The sequence below is a fragment of the Dickeya oryzae genome (assembly GCF_020406815.2).
Taxonomy (GTDB): Bacteria; Pseudomonadota; Gammaproteobacteria; order Enterobacterales; family Enterobacteriaceae; genus Dickeya; species Dickeya oryzae.
Genome location: NZ_CP162670.1, coordinates 1,842,994 through 1,863,245, shown reverse-complemented (window position 1 = coordinate 1,863,245; position 20,252 = coordinate 1,842,994). Strand labels below are relative to the sequence as shown.

Annotated in this window: 20 protein-coding genes and 1 pseudogene; 8 read left to right on the top strand and 13 right to left on the bottom strand. The window is 53.3% G+C overall.

Going from position 1 to position 20,252, the window contains the following annotated elements; genetic code table 11:
* Positions 1-8 precede the first annotated feature (8 nt).
* Positions 9-842 carry a helix-turn-helix domain-containing protein gene (locus tag LF929_RS08060; protein ID WP_226092886.1) on the bottom strand — a complete coding sequence of 278 codons (834 nt, stop codon included), beginning with the start codon at positions 840-842 and terminating at the stop codon, positions 9-11.
* Positions 843-1,020: 178 nt separating this feature from the next.
* Here LF929_RS08060 and LF929_RS08055 point away from each other — a divergent pair, with 178 nt between their 5' ends.
* The 5 genes and pseudogenes from LF929_RS08055 to LF929_RS08035 all read left to right on the top strand — a co-directional run.
* The gene (locus LF929_RS08055; protein WP_226092887.1) at positions 1,021-2,160 is read left to right on the top strand and encodes a tyramine oxidase subunit B; all 1,140 of its coding nucleotides are present in this window, start codon (positions 1,021-1,023) and stop codon (positions 2,158-2,160) included.
* Between the two features lie 15 nt (positions 2,161-2,175).
* Complete coding sequence (locus LF929_RS08050) at positions 2,176-2,598, top strand: RidA family protein (protein ID WP_016942663.1); 423 nt, start codon at positions 2,176-2,178, stop codon at positions 2,596-2,598.
* Between the two features lie 20 nt (positions 2,599-2,618).
* Positions 2,619-3,911, top strand: a complete 1,293-nt coding sequence (locus LF929_RS08045) for an FAD-binding oxidoreductase (protein WP_226092888.1) — start codon at positions 2,619-2,621, stop codon at positions 3,909-3,911.
* A gap of 195 nt (positions 3,912-4,106) precedes the next feature.
* The gene (locus LF929_RS08040) at positions 4,107-4,463 is read left to right on the top strand and encodes a Dabb family protein (protein WP_226092889.1); all 357 of its coding nucleotides are present in this window, start codon (positions 4,107-4,109) and stop codon (positions 4,461-4,463) included.
* A 62-nt stretch (positions 4,464-4,525) separates the two neighbouring features.
* A pseudogene (locus LF929_RS08035) lies at positions 4,526-4,714 on the top strand (DUF2000 family protein); the annotation flags it as partial.
* A gap of 139 nt (positions 4,715-4,853) precedes the next feature.
* Here LF929_RS08035 and LF929_RS08030 read toward each other — a convergent pair.
* The 3 genes from LF929_RS08030 to LF929_RS08020 are packed head-to-tail and all read right to left on the bottom strand — an operon-like array spanning position 4,854 to position 7,902.
* Complete coding sequence (locus tag LF929_RS08030; RefSeq protein WP_226092890.1) at positions 4,854-6,233, bottom strand: MFS transporter; 1,380 nt, start codon at positions 6,231-6,233, stop codon at positions 4,854-4,856.
* Positions 6,234-7,196: a cytochrome c nitrite reductase subunit NrfD gene (gene nrfD / locus LF929_RS08025; RefSeq protein WP_226092891.1), complete on the bottom strand. Its 963-nt coding sequence runs from the start codon at positions 7,194-7,196 to the stop codon at positions 6,234-6,236.
* On the bottom strand, positions 7,189-7,902 hold the full coding sequence (locus tag LF929_RS08020) for a 4Fe-4S dicluster domain-containing protein (protein WP_226092892.1): 714 nt from the start codon (positions 7,900-7,902) through the stop codon (positions 7,189-7,191). Before LF929_RS08020 ends, nrfD begins: the two co-directional genes overlap by 8 nt.
* A gap of 1,204 nt (positions 7,903-9,106) precedes the next feature.
* Here LF929_RS08020 and LF929_RS08015 point away from each other — a divergent pair.
* Both LF929_RS08015 and LF929_RS08010 read left to right on the top strand, forming a co-directional pair.
* The gene (locus LF929_RS08015; protein WP_226092893.1) at positions 9,107-10,525 is read left to right on the top strand and encodes a flavocytochrome c; all 1,419 of its coding nucleotides are present in this window, start codon (positions 9,107-9,109) and stop codon (positions 10,523-10,525) included.
* A 78-nt stretch (positions 10,526-10,603) separates the two neighbouring features.
* Positions 10,604-10,954, top strand: coding sequence for an FMN-binding protein (locus tag LF929_RS08010; protein WP_226092894.1), 351 nt, complete (start codon positions 10,604-10,606; stop codon positions 10,952-10,954).
* A 443-nt stretch (positions 10,955-11,397) separates the two neighbouring features.
* Here the strand turns inward: LF929_RS08010 and LF929_RS08005 are convergent, their stop codons facing one another.
* The gene (locus LF929_RS08005; RefSeq protein WP_226092895.1) at positions 11,398-11,826 is read right to left on the bottom strand and encodes a hypothetical protein; all 429 of its coding nucleotides are present in this window, start codon (positions 11,824-11,826) and stop codon (positions 11,398-11,400) included.
* A 244-nt stretch (positions 11,827-12,070) separates the two neighbouring features.
* Between LF929_RS08005 and LF929_RS08000 the strand changes: the two genes are divergently transcribed.
* The gene (locus LF929_RS08000; RefSeq protein WP_168362848.1) at positions 12,071-13,003 is read left to right on the top strand and encodes a LysR family transcriptional regulator; all 933 of its coding nucleotides are present in this window, start codon (positions 12,071-12,073) and stop codon (positions 13,001-13,003) included.
* Here LF929_RS08000 and mdcH read toward each other — a convergent pair.
* From mdcH to mdcA, 8 genes are all read right to left on the bottom strand, one after another.
* A complete protein-coding gene (mdcH, locus tag LF929_RS07995) occupies positions 12,987-13,895 on the bottom strand; it encodes a malonate decarboxylase subunit epsilon (protein ID WP_210175534.1) in 909 nt (302 codons plus the stop codon). The two genes, LF929_RS08000 and mdcH, sit on opposite strands and share 17 nt — an antisense overlap.
* A 1-nt stretch (position 13,896) precedes the next feature.
* Positions 13,897-14,514, bottom strand: a complete 618-nt coding sequence (locus LF929_RS07990) for a malonate decarboxylase holo-ACP synthase (protein WP_210175533.1) — start codon at positions 14,512-14,514, stop codon at positions 13,897-13,899.
* Between the two features lie 21 nt (positions 14,515-14,535).
* On the bottom strand, positions 14,536-15,495 hold the full coding sequence (locus LF929_RS07985) for an AEC family transporter (protein ID WP_038904772.1): 960 nt from the start codon (positions 15,493-15,495) through the stop codon (positions 14,536-14,538).
* 257 nt (positions 15,496-15,752) lie between these two features.
* Entirely contained in the window at positions 15,753-16,553 is an 801-nt protein-coding gene (gene mdcE, locus LF929_RS07980; protein WP_210175532.1) for a biotin-independent malonate decarboxylase subunit gamma, read from the bottom strand.
* Positions 16,550-17,383, bottom strand: coding sequence for a biotin-independent malonate decarboxylase subunit beta (locus LF929_RS07975; protein WP_210175531.1), 834 nt, complete (start codon positions 17,381-17,383; stop codon positions 16,550-16,552). Before LF929_RS07975 ends, mdcE begins: the two co-directional genes overlap by 4 nt.
* Entirely contained in the window at positions 17,376-17,675 is a 300-nt protein-coding gene (gene mdcC, locus LF929_RS07970) for a malonate decarboxylase acyl carrier protein (protein ID WP_038904776.1), read from the bottom strand. Before mdcC ends, LF929_RS07975 begins: the two co-directional genes overlap by 8 nt.
* Positions 17,676-17,684: 9 nt before the next feature.
* Entirely contained in the window at positions 17,685-18,542 is an 858-nt protein-coding gene (locus LF929_RS07965; protein ID WP_210175530.1) for a triphosphoribosyl-dephospho-CoA synthase, read from the bottom strand.
* Positions 18,543-20,198, bottom strand: coding sequence for a malonate decarboxylase subunit alpha (gene mdcA, locus LF929_RS07960; RefSeq protein ID WP_210175529.1), 1,656 nt, complete (start codon positions 20,196-20,198; stop codon positions 18,543-18,545).
* Positions 20,199-20,252: the final 54 nt, after the last annotated feature.

Here is a 20,252-nt window from a genome sequence, read left to right as displayed (position 1 = left end):
TGTGGTGCTTAGTGGTAGCGCAGGCGATGGAGTAACGCATCGTCTGCAATGTGCCGCTGATAATCGCACGGTGTGATACTGACGAACTTCTTAAATTCGCGCAGAAAGTGCGACTGGTCGCTAAAACCGAGGTCAAACGCCAGGTTGCTAAAGGAAATATCCTCTTGTGAATGAATGCGGTGCAGTGCGGACTGGCCGCGCAGAATACGACTAAATGCTTTCGGTGATAACCCGGTGTCCTGGCGGAACTGCCGCTGAATAGTCCGGCACGTATAGCCGGTCAACGTTTCCAGTTGGTCGATACGGATATTCCCCTTCTGCTGCACCATCGCCCGAATAATTGAGGTGGTGACGGGTGAAGACTTACGCACCAGTCTTGGCGTGAAATAGGCATTAAATAATGAAATCTGCCGTGAAAAATCGCGCTGTTGCACAATTTGTTCAAACGCCAACCGGGCATCTGGCACCACGTCAAGAAAGCTGAATTCACGGTTGGCGATCTCTTCGGCCATCACATCAAGAAAATCAGGAATAACACCCGGCGCAAAACGCACGCCGAAATAATGATGGTTGTGCAGCATGTCGGCACCACGTGCTTCTAGCGTGGTACCACACACGCGACCTTTGGGATTCAGCGGGTCGCAATCAAAAACGATATCAACACAACCGTCAGGCACCGCCAGCGTCATCCCTGCCGTTTGCGCTACATCGAAGCTGTAAAAATGTGAAATTGCCGGGTTTTCTGAGGCGGTCACCGAATAATGCTGCGCTGAATTGAGCACAAACCACGGCTGTTCCGGGAGAAAGCTTCTTGCAGGGCGACAAAGGGAATTTTCAGACATGACATGCTCCGATATCGACTAAGCCTATCGCTTGATAATGCAAACCCTGTGCCACGCCGATGTCGCAAATATTCAATACAGGCCGACTACCGTCACGTATTTCTATGGTCATTCACCTGCATGCCAGTCGCACTGTGTCGACGGCAATACTGAAAATAAAACAGAAAGGGGCCAGACCATGACTGATTCAACCCGGATTGATTTTATCTACTTGTCGGAGCAGGACATGATCCGTGCGGGGGTTACCGACATGCCCGCCTGCGTCGACACTATGGAGGAGATGTTTGGTTTGCTTTATCGGGGTGACTACCGCATGGCTGGTGCGAATAACGATTCACACGGCGCGATGGTGACGTTCCCGGAAAACTCGCCGTTCCCCACCATGCCTAAGCCGACGGCCGATCGCCGTTTAATGGCGATGCCTGCCTATCTTGGCGGCAGTTTTTGCACCGCCGGGGTGAAATGGTATGGCTCGAATATTGCCAACCGCGAAAAGGGGCTACCGCGCTCCATTCTGATGTTCACGCTCAGCGATGCCGACACCGGCGCACCGCTGGCACATATGTCTGCCAACCTGCTCTCTGCTTATCGTACCGGTGCGGTACCCGGCGTTGGGGCACGTCATCTGGCGCGCAAAGATTCACGGGTGATTGGCTTACTGGGGCCTGGCGTGATGGGGAAAACGGCCGTGTCAGCGTTTATCGCCGTCTGCCCGCAGATTGACACTATCAAAGTGAAGGGGCGCGGTCAGCGTAGCCTCGATCATTTCATCACCTGGGTACAAACCACTTACCCACAAATCAAGCATATCGATGTCGTCGACACGCTGGAGGCCGTGGTGCGGGATTCAGATATTGTCACCTATTGCAGCTCGGGCGAAGTCGGCGAGCCTGACAGTTATCCGCTGGTGAAACGCGAATGGGTAAAACCCGGTGCGTTCCTTGCCATGCCTGCGCTGTGCAACATCGACGCCGGAATGGAACAACGTGACGTGCGTAAAGTACTCGATAATACCGGCCTCTATCAGGCGTGGTTTGAAGAAGTCCCTAAACCCGCACATAAAACGATTCCGGTGATTGGCGTTCGCTTTATGGACATGATTGCCGAAGGGAAACTGACGACAGAGCAACTGGAAGACATCGGTAAGATCGTGGCCGGTGATGCGCCGGGACGTCAGAACGACGACGAGATTATCATCATGTCGGTGGGTGGCATGCCAGTGGAGGATGTTGCCTGGGGAACCGTGATATATCGCAACGCGCTGGCTAACAACATCGGCGTGAAATTAAACCTGTGGGAAACCCCGGTACTGAGCTAATTAAGGGCAACCAGCATGACACGTATCATTAAAGTAAAAACTGGCTCGAAGTTTGAGGAAATGGGCAGCTACTCACGCCTTGTCGCGGTGGATAACTGGATTTATGTCTCTAATACCGCGGGTCGCAATCCGGTCAGCCAGGAAATCCCGGCTGATGTGAGTGAACAGACGTTGCAAGTGTTCGCCAACATTGAAGCAGCACTCGCCGCCATTGATGCCTCACTGAAAGATGTCGTGTTCTCGCGGGTGTTTATTCAGGATCCCGACGATGTGCCAACAGTCATGGCCATCATCGGGGATAAGTTTCGGGGCATCAACCCAGCCACCACGGTAACCTGCCCGCCGCTGGGTTCGACGGTTTACAAAGTGGAATTGGAGGTCACGGCGTATCGCGGGGCCGCCAGGGCTGACGTTCAGGAAATCACCGTTGCGCGGTAAGGCGTACCAGGAGGCGCACTATGTCACCAGAAATTACCCCCGTTACCATGTCATCTGACGTTCCTGAGTCCACCACCGTCGTCATTATTGGCGGTGGTATTGTCGGTTTAACCGCTGCCCTGACGCTGGCAGAGCGCAATATTCCGGTGGTGGTGCTGGAGAAAGGACGTATCGCAGGCGAACAGTCATCGCGCAATCTGGGTTGGATTCGTAAAACCAGCCGTGCTGTCGATGACATTCCATTGGCGCAGGCGGCTGATCGCCTGTGGGCTGAAATGGCGGCACGCGTTGGCTGCGATGTAGGTTATCGTCAGGCAGGCATTATGTTCATTGCCCGCAGTGAAGCACAGATGGCGCTACATGAAAGTTGGTATAACGCGGTCGCACCGCTTGCGCTGGATACCCTACTGCTGAGTAAAGCAGACATTGCCGGGCGAGTACCGGGTGGAAAAGGCACATGGGCTGGGGGTATTTTTACCGCTTCCGATGGTCGTGCGGAGCCGACACTGGCAGCCAGCGCGATTGCTCGTGCGGCTATCGCCAAAGGCGCGATCATCGTCGAGCAGTGTGCCGTGCGCACGCTGGAGACGAGTGGTGGCAAAGTGAGTGGTGTGGTCACCGAGCGAGGTGAAATTCGCTGCGAGCACGTGCTACTGGCGGCAGGTGCCTGGTCGCGGCGTTTTCTTGGTAATCTGGGTATTGCGTTACCCACGCTGCCGCTGATTTGTTCGGTGATGCGCACCAAGCCGCTGGAAGGGCCGACCTCTATTGCAGTCGGTGCACCAGACTTCTCATTTCGTAAACATCAGGATGGCGGTTTTATCATTACCCAGCGTGGCGCACTGGATGCACCGCTAACGCTCGATCATCTGCTGATTGGTATGCGCTATCTACCGCAACTGCGCCAGGCGCGTGACAACCTGCGCATTTCACTTGGCAACTATTTTGTTAAAGATTTGGCGCTGGCGCGCCGCTGGCGCAGTGATCACCGCTCGCCGTTTGAGCGCATTCGCACGCTTGATCCTGCCGCGAATACAGCGCTGAATCAGGAAGCGATGCGTAACCTGCGTGCAGCCTGGCCGGTATTTGAGCAGGCGGAGCTGGCGCAGGCATGGGCTGGCGTCATCGATGTAACGCCAGATTCCAACCCGGTGATAGGGGAAGTCGCGGCACTGAAAGGCCTGACGCTGGCAACCGGTTTCTCCGGCCACGGTTTCGGTACATCGCCTGCCGCTGGGCAGTTGGCTGCTGACCTGGTATCAGGCCATACACCGTTGATTGACCCGAAGCCGTATCGATTTGCTCGTTTCTGACCGCGTGCGCAATGTATCGGGCCAGGCACCCGATATGATAGAAATCTCTTTTATTTTTAAAGAAAAATCAGGTGATCTTTACCTCAAAACCCCTACCCGGTAAACGATATGGGTAACACAATCCCATTCATCTGCTGCATACTATGTGTGCTTTTCGATGAATGATGACACACAGCAAGGGAGCAGCTGAATCATATGTTAATGCATATCGTGATGTTTACGTTTAGGAGTCCATGGAACTGGTCATCCCAGGAAGCCATTGATGCCGAAAAAGCAACGCATGATCACCCCAATCACATTAGCGAAATAAAAGGATGGACCTGTGGCAGGAATACCACAATCCGGGATATTGCAGCAGATTTCGTGGTGATAGGGCTATTTGAAAACCGTGATGATCTGAATGCCTATATTATTCACCCCGATCACCAAAAGGGGGTTATAAAATGGAAATCGATTGCGGACTGGAAGGTTATTGATATTGAGATACCCAGTGACTTTACACTGAACAGTGGTTTGCTGTCGGTATTAAATGACATTACCACCTCTCGTTGAAGTCATTCCGATATCATGGAGGATTAGAGATGAAATTTGATGCCAACTAACATCGCTGTACGATTATTCTTGATAACGATCTGCCAGCGGGTCTTGCGATGAATACAGTCAGCGTCATTGGCATCAGTTTCGGACGTACGGTTGAGAACCTGGTTAGTCCTGATAAGAAAAGCCTTGACAACGTAAATTACCCTGGTGTTATTTACAGCCCACTTCCTGTTCTGCTGGCGTCAGGTGAATACCTTCATGAATATCTCACTCGCTATTTTTCTTCGCTAAGCAAGACAATATGATTGCACTGAGTGCAACACGTTGCTACAGAGATACTTACCCCAAAATCTGATGTATTCAACAAAGCCGACACCATCCCCCCTCGTGCTATCCCTTACTTTACCTCCCATGAATAAAATGATGACCGTCATCTTCATTGAGATGCATGAATATAAAACAGCAAATAGGTAATCCGATACCGAGTAAAACAAATAATAGACTGAAACTATTTAAATTAATAGCACTCTCCACTCGGGTAAGAAAACGCAACATAGGAAAGGTTAATGCCATACTGGCCATAATGGAAAGTAACTGGGTCACCGTCATAATGTTATTGCCGTTATTATAGGTGTGGTGACTCAGGCTGCTGAAGGCCAGTGTATTCTCTGCAGAATGCAATGTTGAGATCAGAATGCCGAGCAGCACAGCAATAATGCCGATGAATATCGTTGCGTTCTCCTGTACTGCAGCACCCATGGCAAAAATGCACAGAGAGGTAAAGGCCGTGGTGTGCAGGAGCAGCTTGCGATAACCAATCCGTTTTATCAGCGGCTCAAAGCCAATTTTAGAGAGTAGAGCACCGCTGGAGAATAATAATAAAATCAGGCTAACCGTGATAGGGTCACATGCTAGCTTGGTTTGCAGCATCAGCGACAGCACCACTGGGATCGAGGAGAGCAAAATTCGCGTGACAATACCGCTAGTCACACCAATAGAAAATGTTTTAATAGCGAACAGGTTTTCACGCGAGTTAGCCCTATCTGTCAGCATACCCCGTTTGAAATAGAGGAATACCAGGCCAAAACCGGCAATAGCCAGCGAGATGCTCAGCGGTAGACTGATGATATTTTTGGGTATCGCGGTGAGCAGAAATGCGCCAAGAAATAAGATACCTACCAACAGCATCAGTTTATAGGTGTCTCCCCCAATGTGTGGAACCTGCATATTGGCAGGGATATGCTTTCTCGCCAATATAAGACAGACCAGACACAAGGGAATGTTAAGCACAAAAATCAGACGCCACGACACCATATTGACCATCAAACTCCCCAGTACCGGGCCAATCATGGTGCCCAGTAACCCCAGCAGCGTAATGCGGTTGAGGAATAAGAGTTTCATGGTATCTGGCGTGGTCTTCAAAATAATCGTTCTGATTATCGGCAGCATTAACGCACCACCAATCCCTTGCATAAAACGAAATGCGCTCAGACTGACGATAGACGTCGCAGCCATGCACAGTAACGAGCCGGTCATAAAAATAGTGACCGCGACAAGGTAGGTGTTACGCTCACCCAGTCGCTCTGCCATCCAGCCATTGACGGGGGTGAAGGCCACCACGGTGACAACATAGGAGATAACAATCAGCTCCATATGTAGCACCGGTTGGTGAAACACCTCCGCAATAGCTGGCAGTGCGATATACAGCATCGTCGTGTCGACGGATTGCATAAAAAAAGTAATAGATGCAATCCAGAACAGGGTCCACGACGTCTTCATCATTTACGCCACAGTCATCTGGCCGGCGTACAGGACAAACATACGCAGCAAGAACACACCCAGCAGACTGAGACCTGCCATAAACGCCATCTGCTTGCGGCCTGGCGCACTGTCGTGCCGCTTCAGGGATCCGGCGATAAGCGGAACCGCGATGCCTACACCGATAACCCCAATCCAGAACACACTGCCCCAGAAACCGGTCAGTGCGTTGTGCGCCGACAGAGTTTTCTGACCGCCCCCCAATAACAGCCCGACAAAGAAGGCGAACAACAAGAACAGCTCGGCGAATACCACCGGATTTTCAATCTTGTGGATGAAATGCAGCGTGCCCTTGTGCTCGCTAATAAACCGGCGATTCATAGCACCGGCCAATAATGCAACCGCAATGCCTGACGTGGTGCCCGAGGCGAGGAATAGTACTGGCAACACTGGGTTGTTCAGCATCGGGAAGGATTTGAGGGCTGACAGCAGGAAACCGGTATAGCACCCCAACAGGATTGCCAACACCAACAGCGTATTTTCAAACCAGCTGATACGTTTCTGGATAATGGCACTCAGATTACGCACCAGAGAGAACAGGCCACCGTTGTTGAATTTACTCACCAGCGTCAGCAACTCATCGCGATACAGGCTGACCAGCCACAGGATGATAAACACGAAGTAGACCTGAAACAGCATCACACCGAGTGACATGATGGAGCCGGGATTGTAGAAGACCATCAGGTACCAGAACGTCATCGGGCGCGTCAGGTGGAAGATCAGAATAATCAGACCGACCATTACCGACAGCGGTGCCACGACAGCCGTTGCTATAACGATGGGATTTTTGCCGCTGTACTCAGCTGGCACGTAGTACTTCAGCAACATCGTGAGGGTGATCATGCCAGCGGAAATGCCGACCAAAAGCAGATAGATGGCGATGGGCCAATCCCACACTAGCGTGTTGAAGTGAAAGGCATTAAGCATTGTCGATTACCCCGCGCTTGCCCGGAATGCGATAGAACTTCGGTTCTGTGCCCAGATAGACTTTGGAGCGATAAGTTGGATTCGCAAGGATCATCTGGGAAATATCGCTAGCCGGATCGTTCAAATCGCCAAACACCAGTGCGTGGGTCGGACAGATCTCGACGCAAGCCGGTTTTTTGCCTGCGGCCAGATTGGTTTCACGGCAAAAATTACACTTATCGGCAGTATTGGTTACCGGGTTGATAAAACGCACGTGGTAAGGGCAGGCCGCGATGCAGTAGCGACAGCCCACGCAGCGCTTGTCGTTGACGTCAACGATGCCAGTCAGCGCATCCTTAAAAGAAGCGCCGGTCGGGCACACGGAAACACACGGCGGGTTTTCACAATGCTGGCAGGATTTACGGAAATATTGACGCACAGCACGACTGGTCGAGGTGCGCGGAATATTAACCGAGGTCAGGATCTCGAGGCGGGTCACACCATCGGGGACATGGTTGGTCTCTTTACAGGCACCGATACAGGCTTTACAACCGATACACAGTGATTCGTTGTGCAACATGCCATAACGTACTCCTTTCGAAGTGCCAGTAGCAGGTGTTGCGTTTTGCGGTGCAGCCTCATTTGCTAACGCCAATGAGGAACTGCCAGTTATAAAAATGGCCCCCCCCATATAAGTGAGAAATCGGCGGCGGGAATACTCTTCCATAACATTACCTTCAGTATTGAATGTATCCAAAAATATTCAGGTGATAGGCGCTTGCTGTGTCTTATTTGTTATGGCGCAGTGTAGAAAGCCTCCCCTGATACAGCGAACAAAAAACGTTTTGATATCGATACCCTGCAGGGGCCGATATTTTATCTATACCCCAAATAATTCGAGTTGCAGGACAACTCGCTCGCGTGTTGAACAATGCCGCCAACACACCTGCAACTTGAAGTATGACGGGTATATAAAAAATATAAGATTCACGTAAAACATGAGCTTCCTATGAGTTTTATTTGACCATACCACTTAGTGGGTATATCGTGCAGTAAATCACATTTTCAGCTTTGAAATTTAATATACACATCACCTGATGATTATCATAAATAACCAGGGTGGGCAATAGAGTCCATAATTAAATAAAACTAACAAAGTTACTGAATTGTAAAATGTCGATACATTCTGGAAAAAAGAAGGGATGAGTATTATGCCAAAAATATTTGCACACGTTGTGGCGTTTCATCTGATTTCAGCCGGTGCGTATGATACTCAGCCATACCACCATGAACTACGACGAAAGAAAATCAACGCGCTTACCCCTCGCCGCGAGGGTTCAGGAAACTGATATGAGGTGTATGGAAATTGCAATACCTTTATTTAAAATCATAGAGTTAAGACAAAAACACCCGCAAAAAATGGACAACGAACCATAACCGTTTTTCAGGGTTGACTGACACTGCGGGACTACGATGGTCAGGTTGCAGAGGCTCTGGTCATCGTGCTTGCACTAAACAAAATGACGAAGGCAGATATGCCAGAAATCATGCGTATGACCTGAGAATCGCTCTTTTGCCAGGAGCTTTCGCCAGGAATTTTATTTATTCAACAAAACCTATTTCGTCATTCACGTACATCTATCTCTGAATGTGTCATTTTATGATCTGGTTAAAATAATTATTCTGTTATCAGCGTACTATTTGAAAAAGCAACGCTATTGCACTTAGTGCATCATGATTAAAAACTGTGATGACGTAATGCGCTGTGAATATGTTATAAAAATATTAATACCTTGTGTGGGGATGTTCTGTGCAGGTTTATTTTTGAATTATGTCGATATGAAATTGACAGAAACGGTCACGCCACCGTTTTTAATTCAAAAAATAGTCTTTGCTTGCTTCATCCAAGAATAAAATAAAGGAAATTTATTATGAAAAAAAAAGTTCTGTTATTCAGTGCGCTCGCACTCGCTTTTTCTTCTATGGCGCAAAGTGAGACCCGGGAATCTACCGATCTGGTGATCATTGGCGCAGGGGGCGCAGGTATGTCTGCCGCCATTGAAGCACATAATCAGGGTGCCAAAGTCATCCTATTGGAAAAGATGCCATTTGCCGGGGGGAATACAGCACGCGCAGAGGGAGGCTTAAACGCAGCAGGAACGCCTTATCAAAAGGCCAAGGGCATTGAAGATAGTCCTGAGTTGTTCTTTAAAGATACGATGAAAGGAGGACGAAACATCAACAATCCTGATTTGGTTCACATCATTACAGAGCAAGCAAAAGATTCCATTCAATTTTTGAAAGAAAATGGCGCAGAGTTAGCGGATGTGTCTCGAGCCGGAGGAGCGAGTGTCGACCGTATCCACCGCCCTATGGGGGGAGAGCCTGCGGGCAGTTTTATTGCTACGGCACTGATCAAAAAAATCAAAGCTCTTAACATTGATATGCGTACACGCACTTCTGCAACAGAAATTATCAAAAATGATAAAGGTGCAGTGACTGGTATTAAAGCGAAAGGCAAAGATGGCAACGTTTACACCATTGATGCTAAGAAAGTGATGATTACCTCCGGTGGATTTGGTGCAAATTTTGACATGATTAAACACTACGATCCCAAATTGGTTGGTTTTAAAACAACGAATGCTCCCGGCTCATTAGGAGAAGGGGTAAAAATGGCGGAAAGTATTAACGCCAAGCTAGTGGATATGGAATATATCCAGATTCACCCCTCAACCGTACCTGGAAAAGGGATTCTGATTACGGAAGGTGTGCGTGGTGACGGTGCTATTTTAGTTAACGAACAAGGCAAACGATTTGTTAATGAATTGCTAACACGTGATGTGGTTTCGCAAAGCATTTTAAAACAACCTAACGCCCATGCTTATGTGATCTTTAATGACGCACTCGTCAAGCAGAATAAGACTATTGATACTTATTTCAAACAGAAACTGGTGCTCGAAGGGGATTCGGTAGAAGCGCTTGCGACTGCCATCAAGATGGATCCCAAGCAGTTATCTAAAACGCTGTCTGACTACACAGGCTACGCAAAAGCGAACAAAGATACCGAATTTGGTCGCGAAAGTTTTAAACAAGCGCTGAATACAGGCAAATATTACGCTATTGAAGTGACGCCGGGTATCCACCATACGATGGGTGGTATCGCCATCAACACCAAAGCACAAGTTCTCGATAACCAAGGCAAGGTGATCCCGAATCTGTTTGCAGCAGGTGAAGCCACAGGTGGGGTGCATGGCGCCAACCGACTGGGGGGCAACTCTCTGGCGGATATCGTTACCTTTGGTCGTATTGGTGCCGATGAAGCGGTAAAAGAAATTAAAGCAGGTCAATAAGCCACATTATTCACGGAACGCCGCCTCGTGAGTCGCGGCGTTGCAGTCATCTCAATAGCAGAGAAAAGTGGGATAATTATGAAAAAAATCGTTACATCGTTAGCTGTTGCCGCCGCCTTATTGTTTGTGGCCTCGGCCAGCGTTCAGGCTGCTCAAACGTATAAAGACGGGACATACACCGGAAAAGCGCAAGGTAAAGAGGGGGAGGTCGAAGTCTCAGTGAAAGTTAGCGCGGGCAAAATTGCCAATGTTGAAGTGGTAAAACACGAAGATACTGAAGCAATGATGATGGGGGTCATTGATAATATATTGCCAGAAATTATTGAAAAACAAACAGCAGAAGGAATTGATGCAGTGACAGGCGCGACCATGTCCAGCACAGGTGTCCTGGCGGCGGCAAAACAGGCGTTAGAGAAAGCAAAATCTTAGTCACTTAAACCTAAATCCTTCGCGTTGTTGGAGTGTCGTTTGCAGCGACCTCGTTAGGGATGGGCCAATAACCAATGCATTCGTAATGTACGATAGATATCTATCCCAAATAATTCGAGTTTCAAGACCAACATACTCGTTTTGAATAACGCGAAGCGTTAACCCTTTAGGACGATGCTCAGCCATGAGCATCGTCACACAGCAAGCAAGGGACAAATTCGTTGGGAGCGAATGTTGATCCTACCCACCTAATGTGGACACGACTTTTATTGATAGCAAAGGTCTGGAACTCCCCTAACACCGTATTTTCCGTAACCATCGACTTCTGGCATGAGCAGACGTCCAGACCTCTTAGGGCCACACCCTATACAAACAGCCCTGACCATAATCAGACGGAAGAGAGATAATCGAGCCATGACATATACCTCTCGCAGCGCACTCTGCTATACCAACATAATCTGCAGAATCCCCAGATGGTGTGACAATTCACGCACGATAACCAGGTAGCTGATAAACCCGATGTCATCCGGGAATTCGCCATCACGTTTGGGGCTGCCGGAAATCACATCCGCTACCCGGTTAAATACATCCTCGATCTGCTGCAGAGTCAGCATGTCATGGCTGCCCGTGATGCAGGCAATTTCTTTAAGATACGGGTCTACGCATGAAGCCTGCTGCGCTACCTGACGTAGTATCGATGTCGCCTGAATCACATCTTCAATGGTGGCTATCGCCATCTCGACGTCATACGCGGACGGCATGGTGTGACGGAAAAACCGATGCGCGATGGCCTGATATCCCAGCGGTAAAACAACATCGGGAGAGGTAAATCGAACATGATCATCACCAATAGTGAACCGCTCATTCATCATCGTCATTCCTAAAAGAGATCGCATACCCAAAACGATAGCGCTGATGACTCAGAAAAAGAAACACGCGCTTTTTTTGTAGTTAACTAACTGGAACGGATGCGAGCATGTGACCACATCACAGTCAACCGTTATCAACCATCGCTTGACGACTCCCCTCTCCCCTTTGACTGCGAATTGCAGGTACAATTCCCGCCACGGTTTAGCGATTGTTATCCACCGCCTCAGCACACACTATGAGCCCGACATGCTAACAGACAGCGACATCACCTTCCGTAAACTTGAGATTTTCAAGACCTTCATGGAAACCGGCACCATCACCCGTACCGCGGAGCGTCTTGGCTTGAGCGGTGTTAGCGTGCACCGGGCGTTGCATACGCTGGAAGAAGGTGTGCGTTGCCCGCTGTTTATCCATAAAGGTCGCAATCTGGTGGCATTGCCAGCGGCACATACGCTGCTGGAATACAGCCAGGAAGCGATGTTGCTGATGGAGCGAGGGCTGGAAGAGACGCGCAAGACCGCAGGTGTCGGTCAGGGGCGACTGCGTATCGGCACACTGTATTCGCTGACGCTGGAAACGGTGCCGCGCCTGATCATGGGCGTCAAACTGCGCCGTCCCGATCTGGAGTTGGATTTGACCATGGGGTCGAATCAGCGTCTGCTCGCCATGCTGGATGACCAACAGCTTGACGCGATCCTTATCTCGCTGTCCGACGACACGATTGATCGTAACCGCTTAGAGTGTCTGCCGTTGTTTGAGGACAATATTTGTCTGGCGGCACCCGCCAGCGCGAAGCTCGATACTAGTCAACCAGCCGACCTGCGGGATTTTCATCACCAGCGGTTCGTTTCACTGTCTGAAGGGTTTGCCACCTATGCCGGTTTTCAGGAGGCGTTTCATATTGCAGGCTTTGAACCGGAGATCGTCACGCGGGTGGGTGACATCTTTTCCATGCTCAGTCTGGTGCAAGCTGGTGTCGGCTTTACCCTGATCCCCGAGCGGATGAAAAAAGTCTACGAAAACGATGTGCAACTGCTACCGCTGGCAGCGCCTTATCAGATGCGCCAGCTCATCGCCATCGTCTTCGCTCGCAACCGCGAGCACGACCCGAATCTGCTGGCGCTGGTCGCCGAAGGCCGCATGTACGCCCGTAGCCTGAATACTACCCCTGCGCCCTGAGTTGCGCGGTGCGGTGGATGACCACATCGCTACCGCTGCGCGCCAGTGAAAATGCCTCGCTGCGACTAAACGCCTGTTTCGCCAGACAGGTCAGCACGCCACCCGGCGGCATCTCAATCGCCAGCCCGACATCGCGCTCTTCCGCTGCCACCATCGCCTCATGCCAGCGCACGGTGCGCGCCATGTTCATCGCCAGATCGTCTGCAATACGCTCCGGTTGCCAGATAGCACGGGCAGAACTGCCACTGAGATAACAGCAGCGGGGAGGAGAAAAGGACACCGACGACATCGCCGCCGCCAGTTGCCCGGCGGGCGCATCAAGCAGCGCACAGTGCGACGGCACGCTAACATGCAGGCGTTGCACCCGACTGGCACCGCGTTGTAGTGCCTGTTCCGCCACCTGTGCCATGCTTTCATCGCTACCGGCAATCACAATTTGCCGTTCAGCATTGAGGTTGGCGATATACGCCCCGCTGCCGGGCAGCAAGGCTTCCACTTCCGACTGGCTTAAGCCCATAATCGCGGTCAGTCCGTAGCCTTGCGGGTATGCCTGTTCCATCAGATCACCGCGCAACGCTACCAGCCGTAACGCATCGTCAAAACGCAGCACCCCGGCTATCACCGCCGCCGGAAATGCGCCAATCGACAAACCGCTGACCATATCTGGCATCAGATCACGCGCCATCAGCGCTCTGGCCCAGGCGACCCCGGTTATCAACAGGCACAGTTGTACCGCACGGGTGTGTTGTAATGCCTGCGGGGTATCCAGCTGGTAAACCTCATCCCCCAACACGGCAACCGCCTCATCCAACACGCGCGTATCGGCTGGCAATTGCTGCAACATGCCAGCGTGCTGTGCGCCCTGTCCGGGGAAGGTAAACAGAATTTTCATTTTACAGCTCCATTGCCCACGGGTCGCTGACCCGCCGCGGGCCGTGGTTGGTTTTTAACAGCACCTGTCCATCGCGTAACCATTCAGCCAGCGCGAAACCACCGTTGGGCGTTTCAATTTGCGTATCGGCCCGGCATAACGGCGATGCGAAAAGCAGCCGTTGCCAGTGTGCCAACGCGTCACGCTCCAGCGCCTGTGGTGCGCGAATCAGCAGGTCCAGGTCGCTGGCGGCATGCAGCACCGGCACTTGCGTTGCCAGCGCGTAGGCGGTAGCACCGGTGATGCCCCATTGCCACGGCCAGTGCTGTTGCGCCAGTTGAATCGCAAGCTGTACCGGTGGCTGAGAGACAAACGATGAATGCAATAGCGATGACAGGTTGCTCAGACTCTCCGGCGTGACCACCCGAACAATCTGCTCTGCTGCTACCCACCCGGCAGCACGCTGGTCGCGGCGCAGACCGCGCACCCCCACCGGAATGCGCCCTGCCGGGTCAACGTCACGCCGCACTACCACCGGCAGCGCCGGTTGCCATTGGCTCGCCACCCAGGGAGCATCAATCCCCTCCAATGCGTCGCGGGAGGCAAGCCATAACAAGTCGTGCGGTCGTGTCGTTACCATGATTCAGACTCCTGATGTCGTTCAAATACCTGACGTTAACGTGATAAACAGCGGTAGCGACAGGATACAGAGAACGGAGCTTAACAGCAGCACGGCTTCCGCATCCGGCGATTGCACGCCAAAGCGGTTACCGAACACCACCCCGAAAAACCCGGCGGACAGCGCAATCATCAGAATCGCGGTGATCGCCACCGAGCCGTGTAATCCCAGTACCAGCACGATACCCCATGCCAACGCCGGTTGAATCAGCAACTTGGTCAATACCGCGGTGGTGACCATCGAATTCAGTTTTAACTGGCGTGCAGACAGAATAACCCCGGTCAGGAAGAGTGCGGTCGCGGTCGCGGATAAGCCCAGCGGTTTGATTGCCGACAACAGCAGTTCTGGCATGCGGATACCGATGGCGGACAACACGACACCCAGCAGTGGCCCTAACACGATCGGTTTTTTCAGTGATCGCCACATCAACACCGGCAGCATCGACAGCGTAGAGGTCTCGCTACCGCCGGACGCCCGCGCCTTTTCACGCTCCAGAATCAGCAGGCAGAACGGCGTCATTAACACCGAACCACAGGCAATAGAGACCGCCACGGAGAGTGATGTCGATGACCCATCACCCAACACACTGCCGAGGATCGGCAAACCGAGTGCCGCGTAGTTGGGCAGCGCGACGGTCAGCGTCAGCACCGCCGCGTCCTGCGGCGTTTTATGGAATACCTTGACAGCCAGAAAGTAGATAGCGGCGTAGGTTATCCACATCGCCAGCGTCAACACCACGATCAGCGGAGACTGTTGGACAATGCCGGACCAGGGCGTTTGCACGGTGGCGCTAAACAATGCCGCTGGCAAAGCAAAATCCATCACGAAAATATTGAGCAGCGCGACGTTCTTGTTATCCACCAGCTTAGCTTTGCCCGCCCAGAACCCCAGCAGCATGATGATAAAAATGGGCGCGAGGGCATGAACAATTACATAAGTCATATCGTATTCACCTGTAATAAAAAGAGTATCAGTTCCAGCGCGATGGTTTGGCTTGTGTCCGCACAGTGGCGGGCGCAATGTCTGTCGATGTTCAGACGGCCGTTTTTTCAGACAAAAGGGATCCTGCAGGCGCCGAATGGCACCTTGCCCCTGTTATCTGGCAGGTCTCTTTATTGGCTTACCGATAGGTGGCCGTCGTGGTTCAACACGAACCAGCCACCGGTATGTGACTTAGCTGTAAGCGTGGTTAAGCGCGCTTACCACTGCGCCCTCATCCGCTCACGAACGAGGGAAGAACTGCGCCGGTTGTCCGCACCCAGTCGCGTTTTCAGCGACGGGTCACGGCGGGCATCGGCCACCGCCTGTTGCAGTGCTGCGCTCACCTGTGTCAGGTCGTCGGCAGACGGCGCATCCGGGTTGGCGATATCCAGCAGTGTCGATAACAACCCCAGCGTGGCGTAATTGCGTATGTCATACGCCATCGGCGGGATGGTCGCGGCCAGCTTCTCCAGATCTTCGACACTTCTGAGCGTGATACGCGCCGCTGAGGCTTTGCCCATGGCGTGAATTTGGACTTCCGGGTCATTAAAGGCTACCAGTCGGTTAGCCTGATAGCCGTGAGCCAGAAACGCCCCGGACATTGCTTTGCCGACGATCAACCCAATAACCGGGTGACCAGCAAGACGCGCCTCGGCGTAAGCCCCTGCCGACGCCGCCAGCGCCTGATGAATACCGAAGGCTTCTTCCCGACGGCCATACGCCTGACTGGGAACATCAATTACCGCTACGATCGGGCGTTTCTTCTCGCTATTGCGATCGGCTGCAATCGTTTCATGCACCACCTTCGCCAGCGTCCAGCCTTCCAGCAACCCGACCTCACCTTTTACCGCACGTGGGTAGTGGTTATTCGCGTCGGGAACCACGGCGATAAAACGTACCGGCTCACCGGCGATGTCGCCGTCTGCCACCTGTACCGACGGGCACAGCCCGCTCAGGCGTGGTTTCCCAGGTGCCAGCGCGTCTAACCATAACGCGCCGCGATGTGCTACCTGACTCATGATTTTACCTCTCCGAAAAGCTGTTGGATCTGCTGCGTGTCGGCCTGCATGCGTGTATCGGCATCAGTCAGACGTGTCAGATACCACGCATACTTATCCGACCGGTGTTGTGCCGGTACACCGTGGGCAAGGGCATCATTCACCGCGTGTTTGACCGCGTTAACGCCATCAGCCACCAGACTGTCGGCCAGACCGCTGTGGTGACGAATCTCACCGCCGGTCATACTCCAGATGAACGGACGATCACGCGAGTCGTACTCGGCCACCCCGGCTTCCTGTTCAATCACCTGCGGGCCATTGAGGCCCAGACGTGCCTCGCGGGTAACAATCAGGTGGCTGCACAGCGCCGCGGCAATCGACATGCCGCCAAAGCACCCTACCGTCCCGGCGATGATGCCGATAACCGGTGTGTAACGACGCAAGTCGACAATCGCGGCATGGATATCGGCGATCGCCGCCAGGCCCAGATTGGCTTCCTGCAACCGTACCCCGCCCGTTTCCAGGCAAAGAATCGCCTGCGTCGGAATACCGTTCCGTTGGTCCTCAGCCGCCAGTTCCAGCGCGGCGGCCATCTTGGCCCCGGAGACTTCCCCCATGCTGCCGCCCTGAAATGCCCCTTCAATCGCGATCACGACCGTCGGTTTGCCCTGCAACGTACCTTTCGCGACCACCATGCCGTCGTCAGACTGCACCACGACCCCCTGCTGCCCCAGCCACGGCGAAACCATGCCGTCGAACGGCCCGAGCAGCTCGCGGTAACTGCCTTCATCCAGCAGTGCGTGGGCGCGTTCCCGCGCTTTAAGTTCGATAAAACTGCGGTCGTCACGCATAACTCACCCCTTCAAAAACCTGTTCGATACGGATGCGTGCCACACCGGGCGTGGCGCCAAAATCGTGGATGGTCATGGTGCCAGCCGTCAGGCTGCCAAGCGTACTTAACCGGGAAAACAGCGCCTGCCAGCGTGCCCGGCTGTTATCCACCGACGTGGTGATGTCGATGGTGAGTGTCTGTCCGGCATCCGCCGTCAACAGCACTTCCATATCACCGGATCCCACCACGCCCGCCAGCGCGTTGCCGCTGGCCGTGCGGGTAGCCGGGAATGACAATGTAATGTGTTCCATAACACCCTCTTAATCGTATAAAGATGGTTGTGCGATACCATCAAGCAATAACGTGGCAGCCAGCAGGTCGGCCGCACCGCCGGGAGAGGCGTTCAGCGCCAGCATGCGCGTATCCAGTTGCGCCAGCGCCTGTCGGCCCGCGGGGCAAGACACGCCCCCCGCCGCCAGTACTGCCTGTGCGCCCTGCTGCATCGCCTGTAACCCATCAAGCCCGGCACGCGACAACACACAGGTATCGCTCAGCGACGTCATGACCGCCATCAGTGCATCCAGCCGCGCGTCGTTCTCGCTCGCGCCCTGACGCCGACTGCGTCGCAGTTGCGGCAGCGCCAGCCGGGTAATATGTGGAAAGCCCTGCTGTGCTTCTTCACGCGCACCCGATACCTGATAACGTTGCGTCGCCAGCCGCCCTTTGCTGAACACGGTCGGCGCAGCGCTATCCGGCAAGCGAGCCAGCTGTGCTGCCGTCTCGGTGATAGTCTGAACGCTGCCAAAACCGCCGAGCATCGCTGCGGCGCTCACCAACAGCCCCAATGCCCAGATGGCTCCGCGGTGCGTATTCACACCGCCTGTCGCCAGCATCATCTGCTGTTCGCCTTCACGCCCCACCCGCCCCACTGTCTGCCGTAATGCGGCATCCGCCGGGCGTTGCCAGCTCTGAAGCGCCAGTGCATGAAAGGTCGCGGTCAGGCTGTGAGCGGAGCGTTCCATCAGCGCGAGCGTCAAATCCTGATGCGCACCGCTGCCACGACTATCGACCAAACCCGGTTTGGGGCTCAGTCGCGCTTCCTCAATCAGGCAATGTGTTGCGGTGTCGGCCAGCCAGAGGGCATAACAGTGAGCATCGGACTGTCGCTGCGTTTTCATTTACCAGCTCCGGAATTTGGCTGGCGGGTTGTACAAGCCGCCTGACCATTCCACCAGGTCGGCCACGCTACCCGCCGCTAACAGGGAACGGGTCGCTTCGGTGCGGCGGATCCCCAAATCTTCCGGGTAGGCCACCTTGCCGCTGCGGCGGAACTCCGCCACGCGTTGCGCGTCCACACCCAGCCCGATATCGGTTATCCCGGCGACCGCTGCGACCATCGCCCGCCGCTCTTCCAGGCTGTTGGCACGATAGAGATAGGCGATCCCCTCTTCGGTCAGCACGTGGGTCACGTCATCGCCATAAATCATCACTGGTGCCAGCGGCATACCGGTAGCTTTCGCCACATCGACCGCATCGAGTTTTTCCACAAACGTTGGTTTCACGCCGGCCTGGAAGGTCTCCACCATTTGCACCACCAGCTTGCGCCCGCGTTGCATCGGATCGGGTTCGTTGATCATGGCGAGCCAGGCCGGGGTGGCATGACGACGGCCATGTGGGTCGTGCCCCATGTTGGGCGCACCACCGAACCCGGCAAGACGGCCTTTGGTCACGGTAGATGAGTTACCCACCCCGTCGACCTGCAAGGTCGAACCAATAAACATATCGACAGCGTATTGTCCCGCCAACTGGCAAAATGCGCGGTTAGAACGCATCGACCCATCCGCACCGGTGAAGAACACATCCGGCCGCGCGGCGATATAGGCTTCCATCCCCAGTTCGCCACCGAAGCAGTGGATACTCTCGACCCAGCCGCTTTCGATCGCCGGGATCAGGGTGGGATGCGGGTTCAGTGTCCAGTGTTTACAGATCTTGCCTTTCAGCCCCAGACGCTCGCCATAGGTCGGCAGCAACAGCTCAATCGCGGCGGTGTTAAAACCGATACCGTGGTTGAGTGACTGCACCTGATGCTCGGCATAGATGCCCTTGATAGCCATCATCGCCATCAGAATGTGTTCTTGTTTGATCAGACGCGGATCACGGGTAAACAGCGGTTCGATAAAGAACGGCTTATCGGCGACAACGACATAATCAATCCAGGAGCCGGGAATATCGACGCGTGGTAAATCGGTTTCGTCATCCACCAGTTCATTCACCTGCGCGATGACGATGCCGTCATGGAATGCGGCGGCTTCAACCAGCGCCGGGGTGTCTTCGGTGCTGGGGCCGGTGTACAGGTTGCCTTTACGGTCGGCTTTATACCCGGCCACCAGCGCCACATTCGGGATCAAATCAACATACAGACGGGAATAGAGTTCGATATAGGTGTGAATCGCCCCCACTTCCAGCGCACCGTCTTCCAGCAGCTGAGAAATGCGCAGACTTTGCGTACCCGAGAAGGAGAAATCGAGTTTATGGGCGATGCCTTTCTCGAAGATATCCAGATGCTCGCTACGCCCAACGCTTGGCATGATCATGTGCAGGTCATGCACCACCTGCGGGTTGACTTCAGCCAGGGTGCGAGAGAGGAAATCGGCCTGCTTTTGGTTATTACCTTCCAGCACGACCTTATCGCCGGGAGCGATCAGTTTTTCCAACATCGCGGCCAGATGTTCCGTAGGTAGCACCTTGCCCGAAACGGGTATCGACGCTTTGCGCCGTTGCTTTTCACTGCGGCGCGTATTCCAGACCCGCGGTGACGTTTGCCCAGACAACATTGTTAACCTCCTGATTCAGCTCATCATTTTGATTTGCCTTGGTCTGGGGAAAAG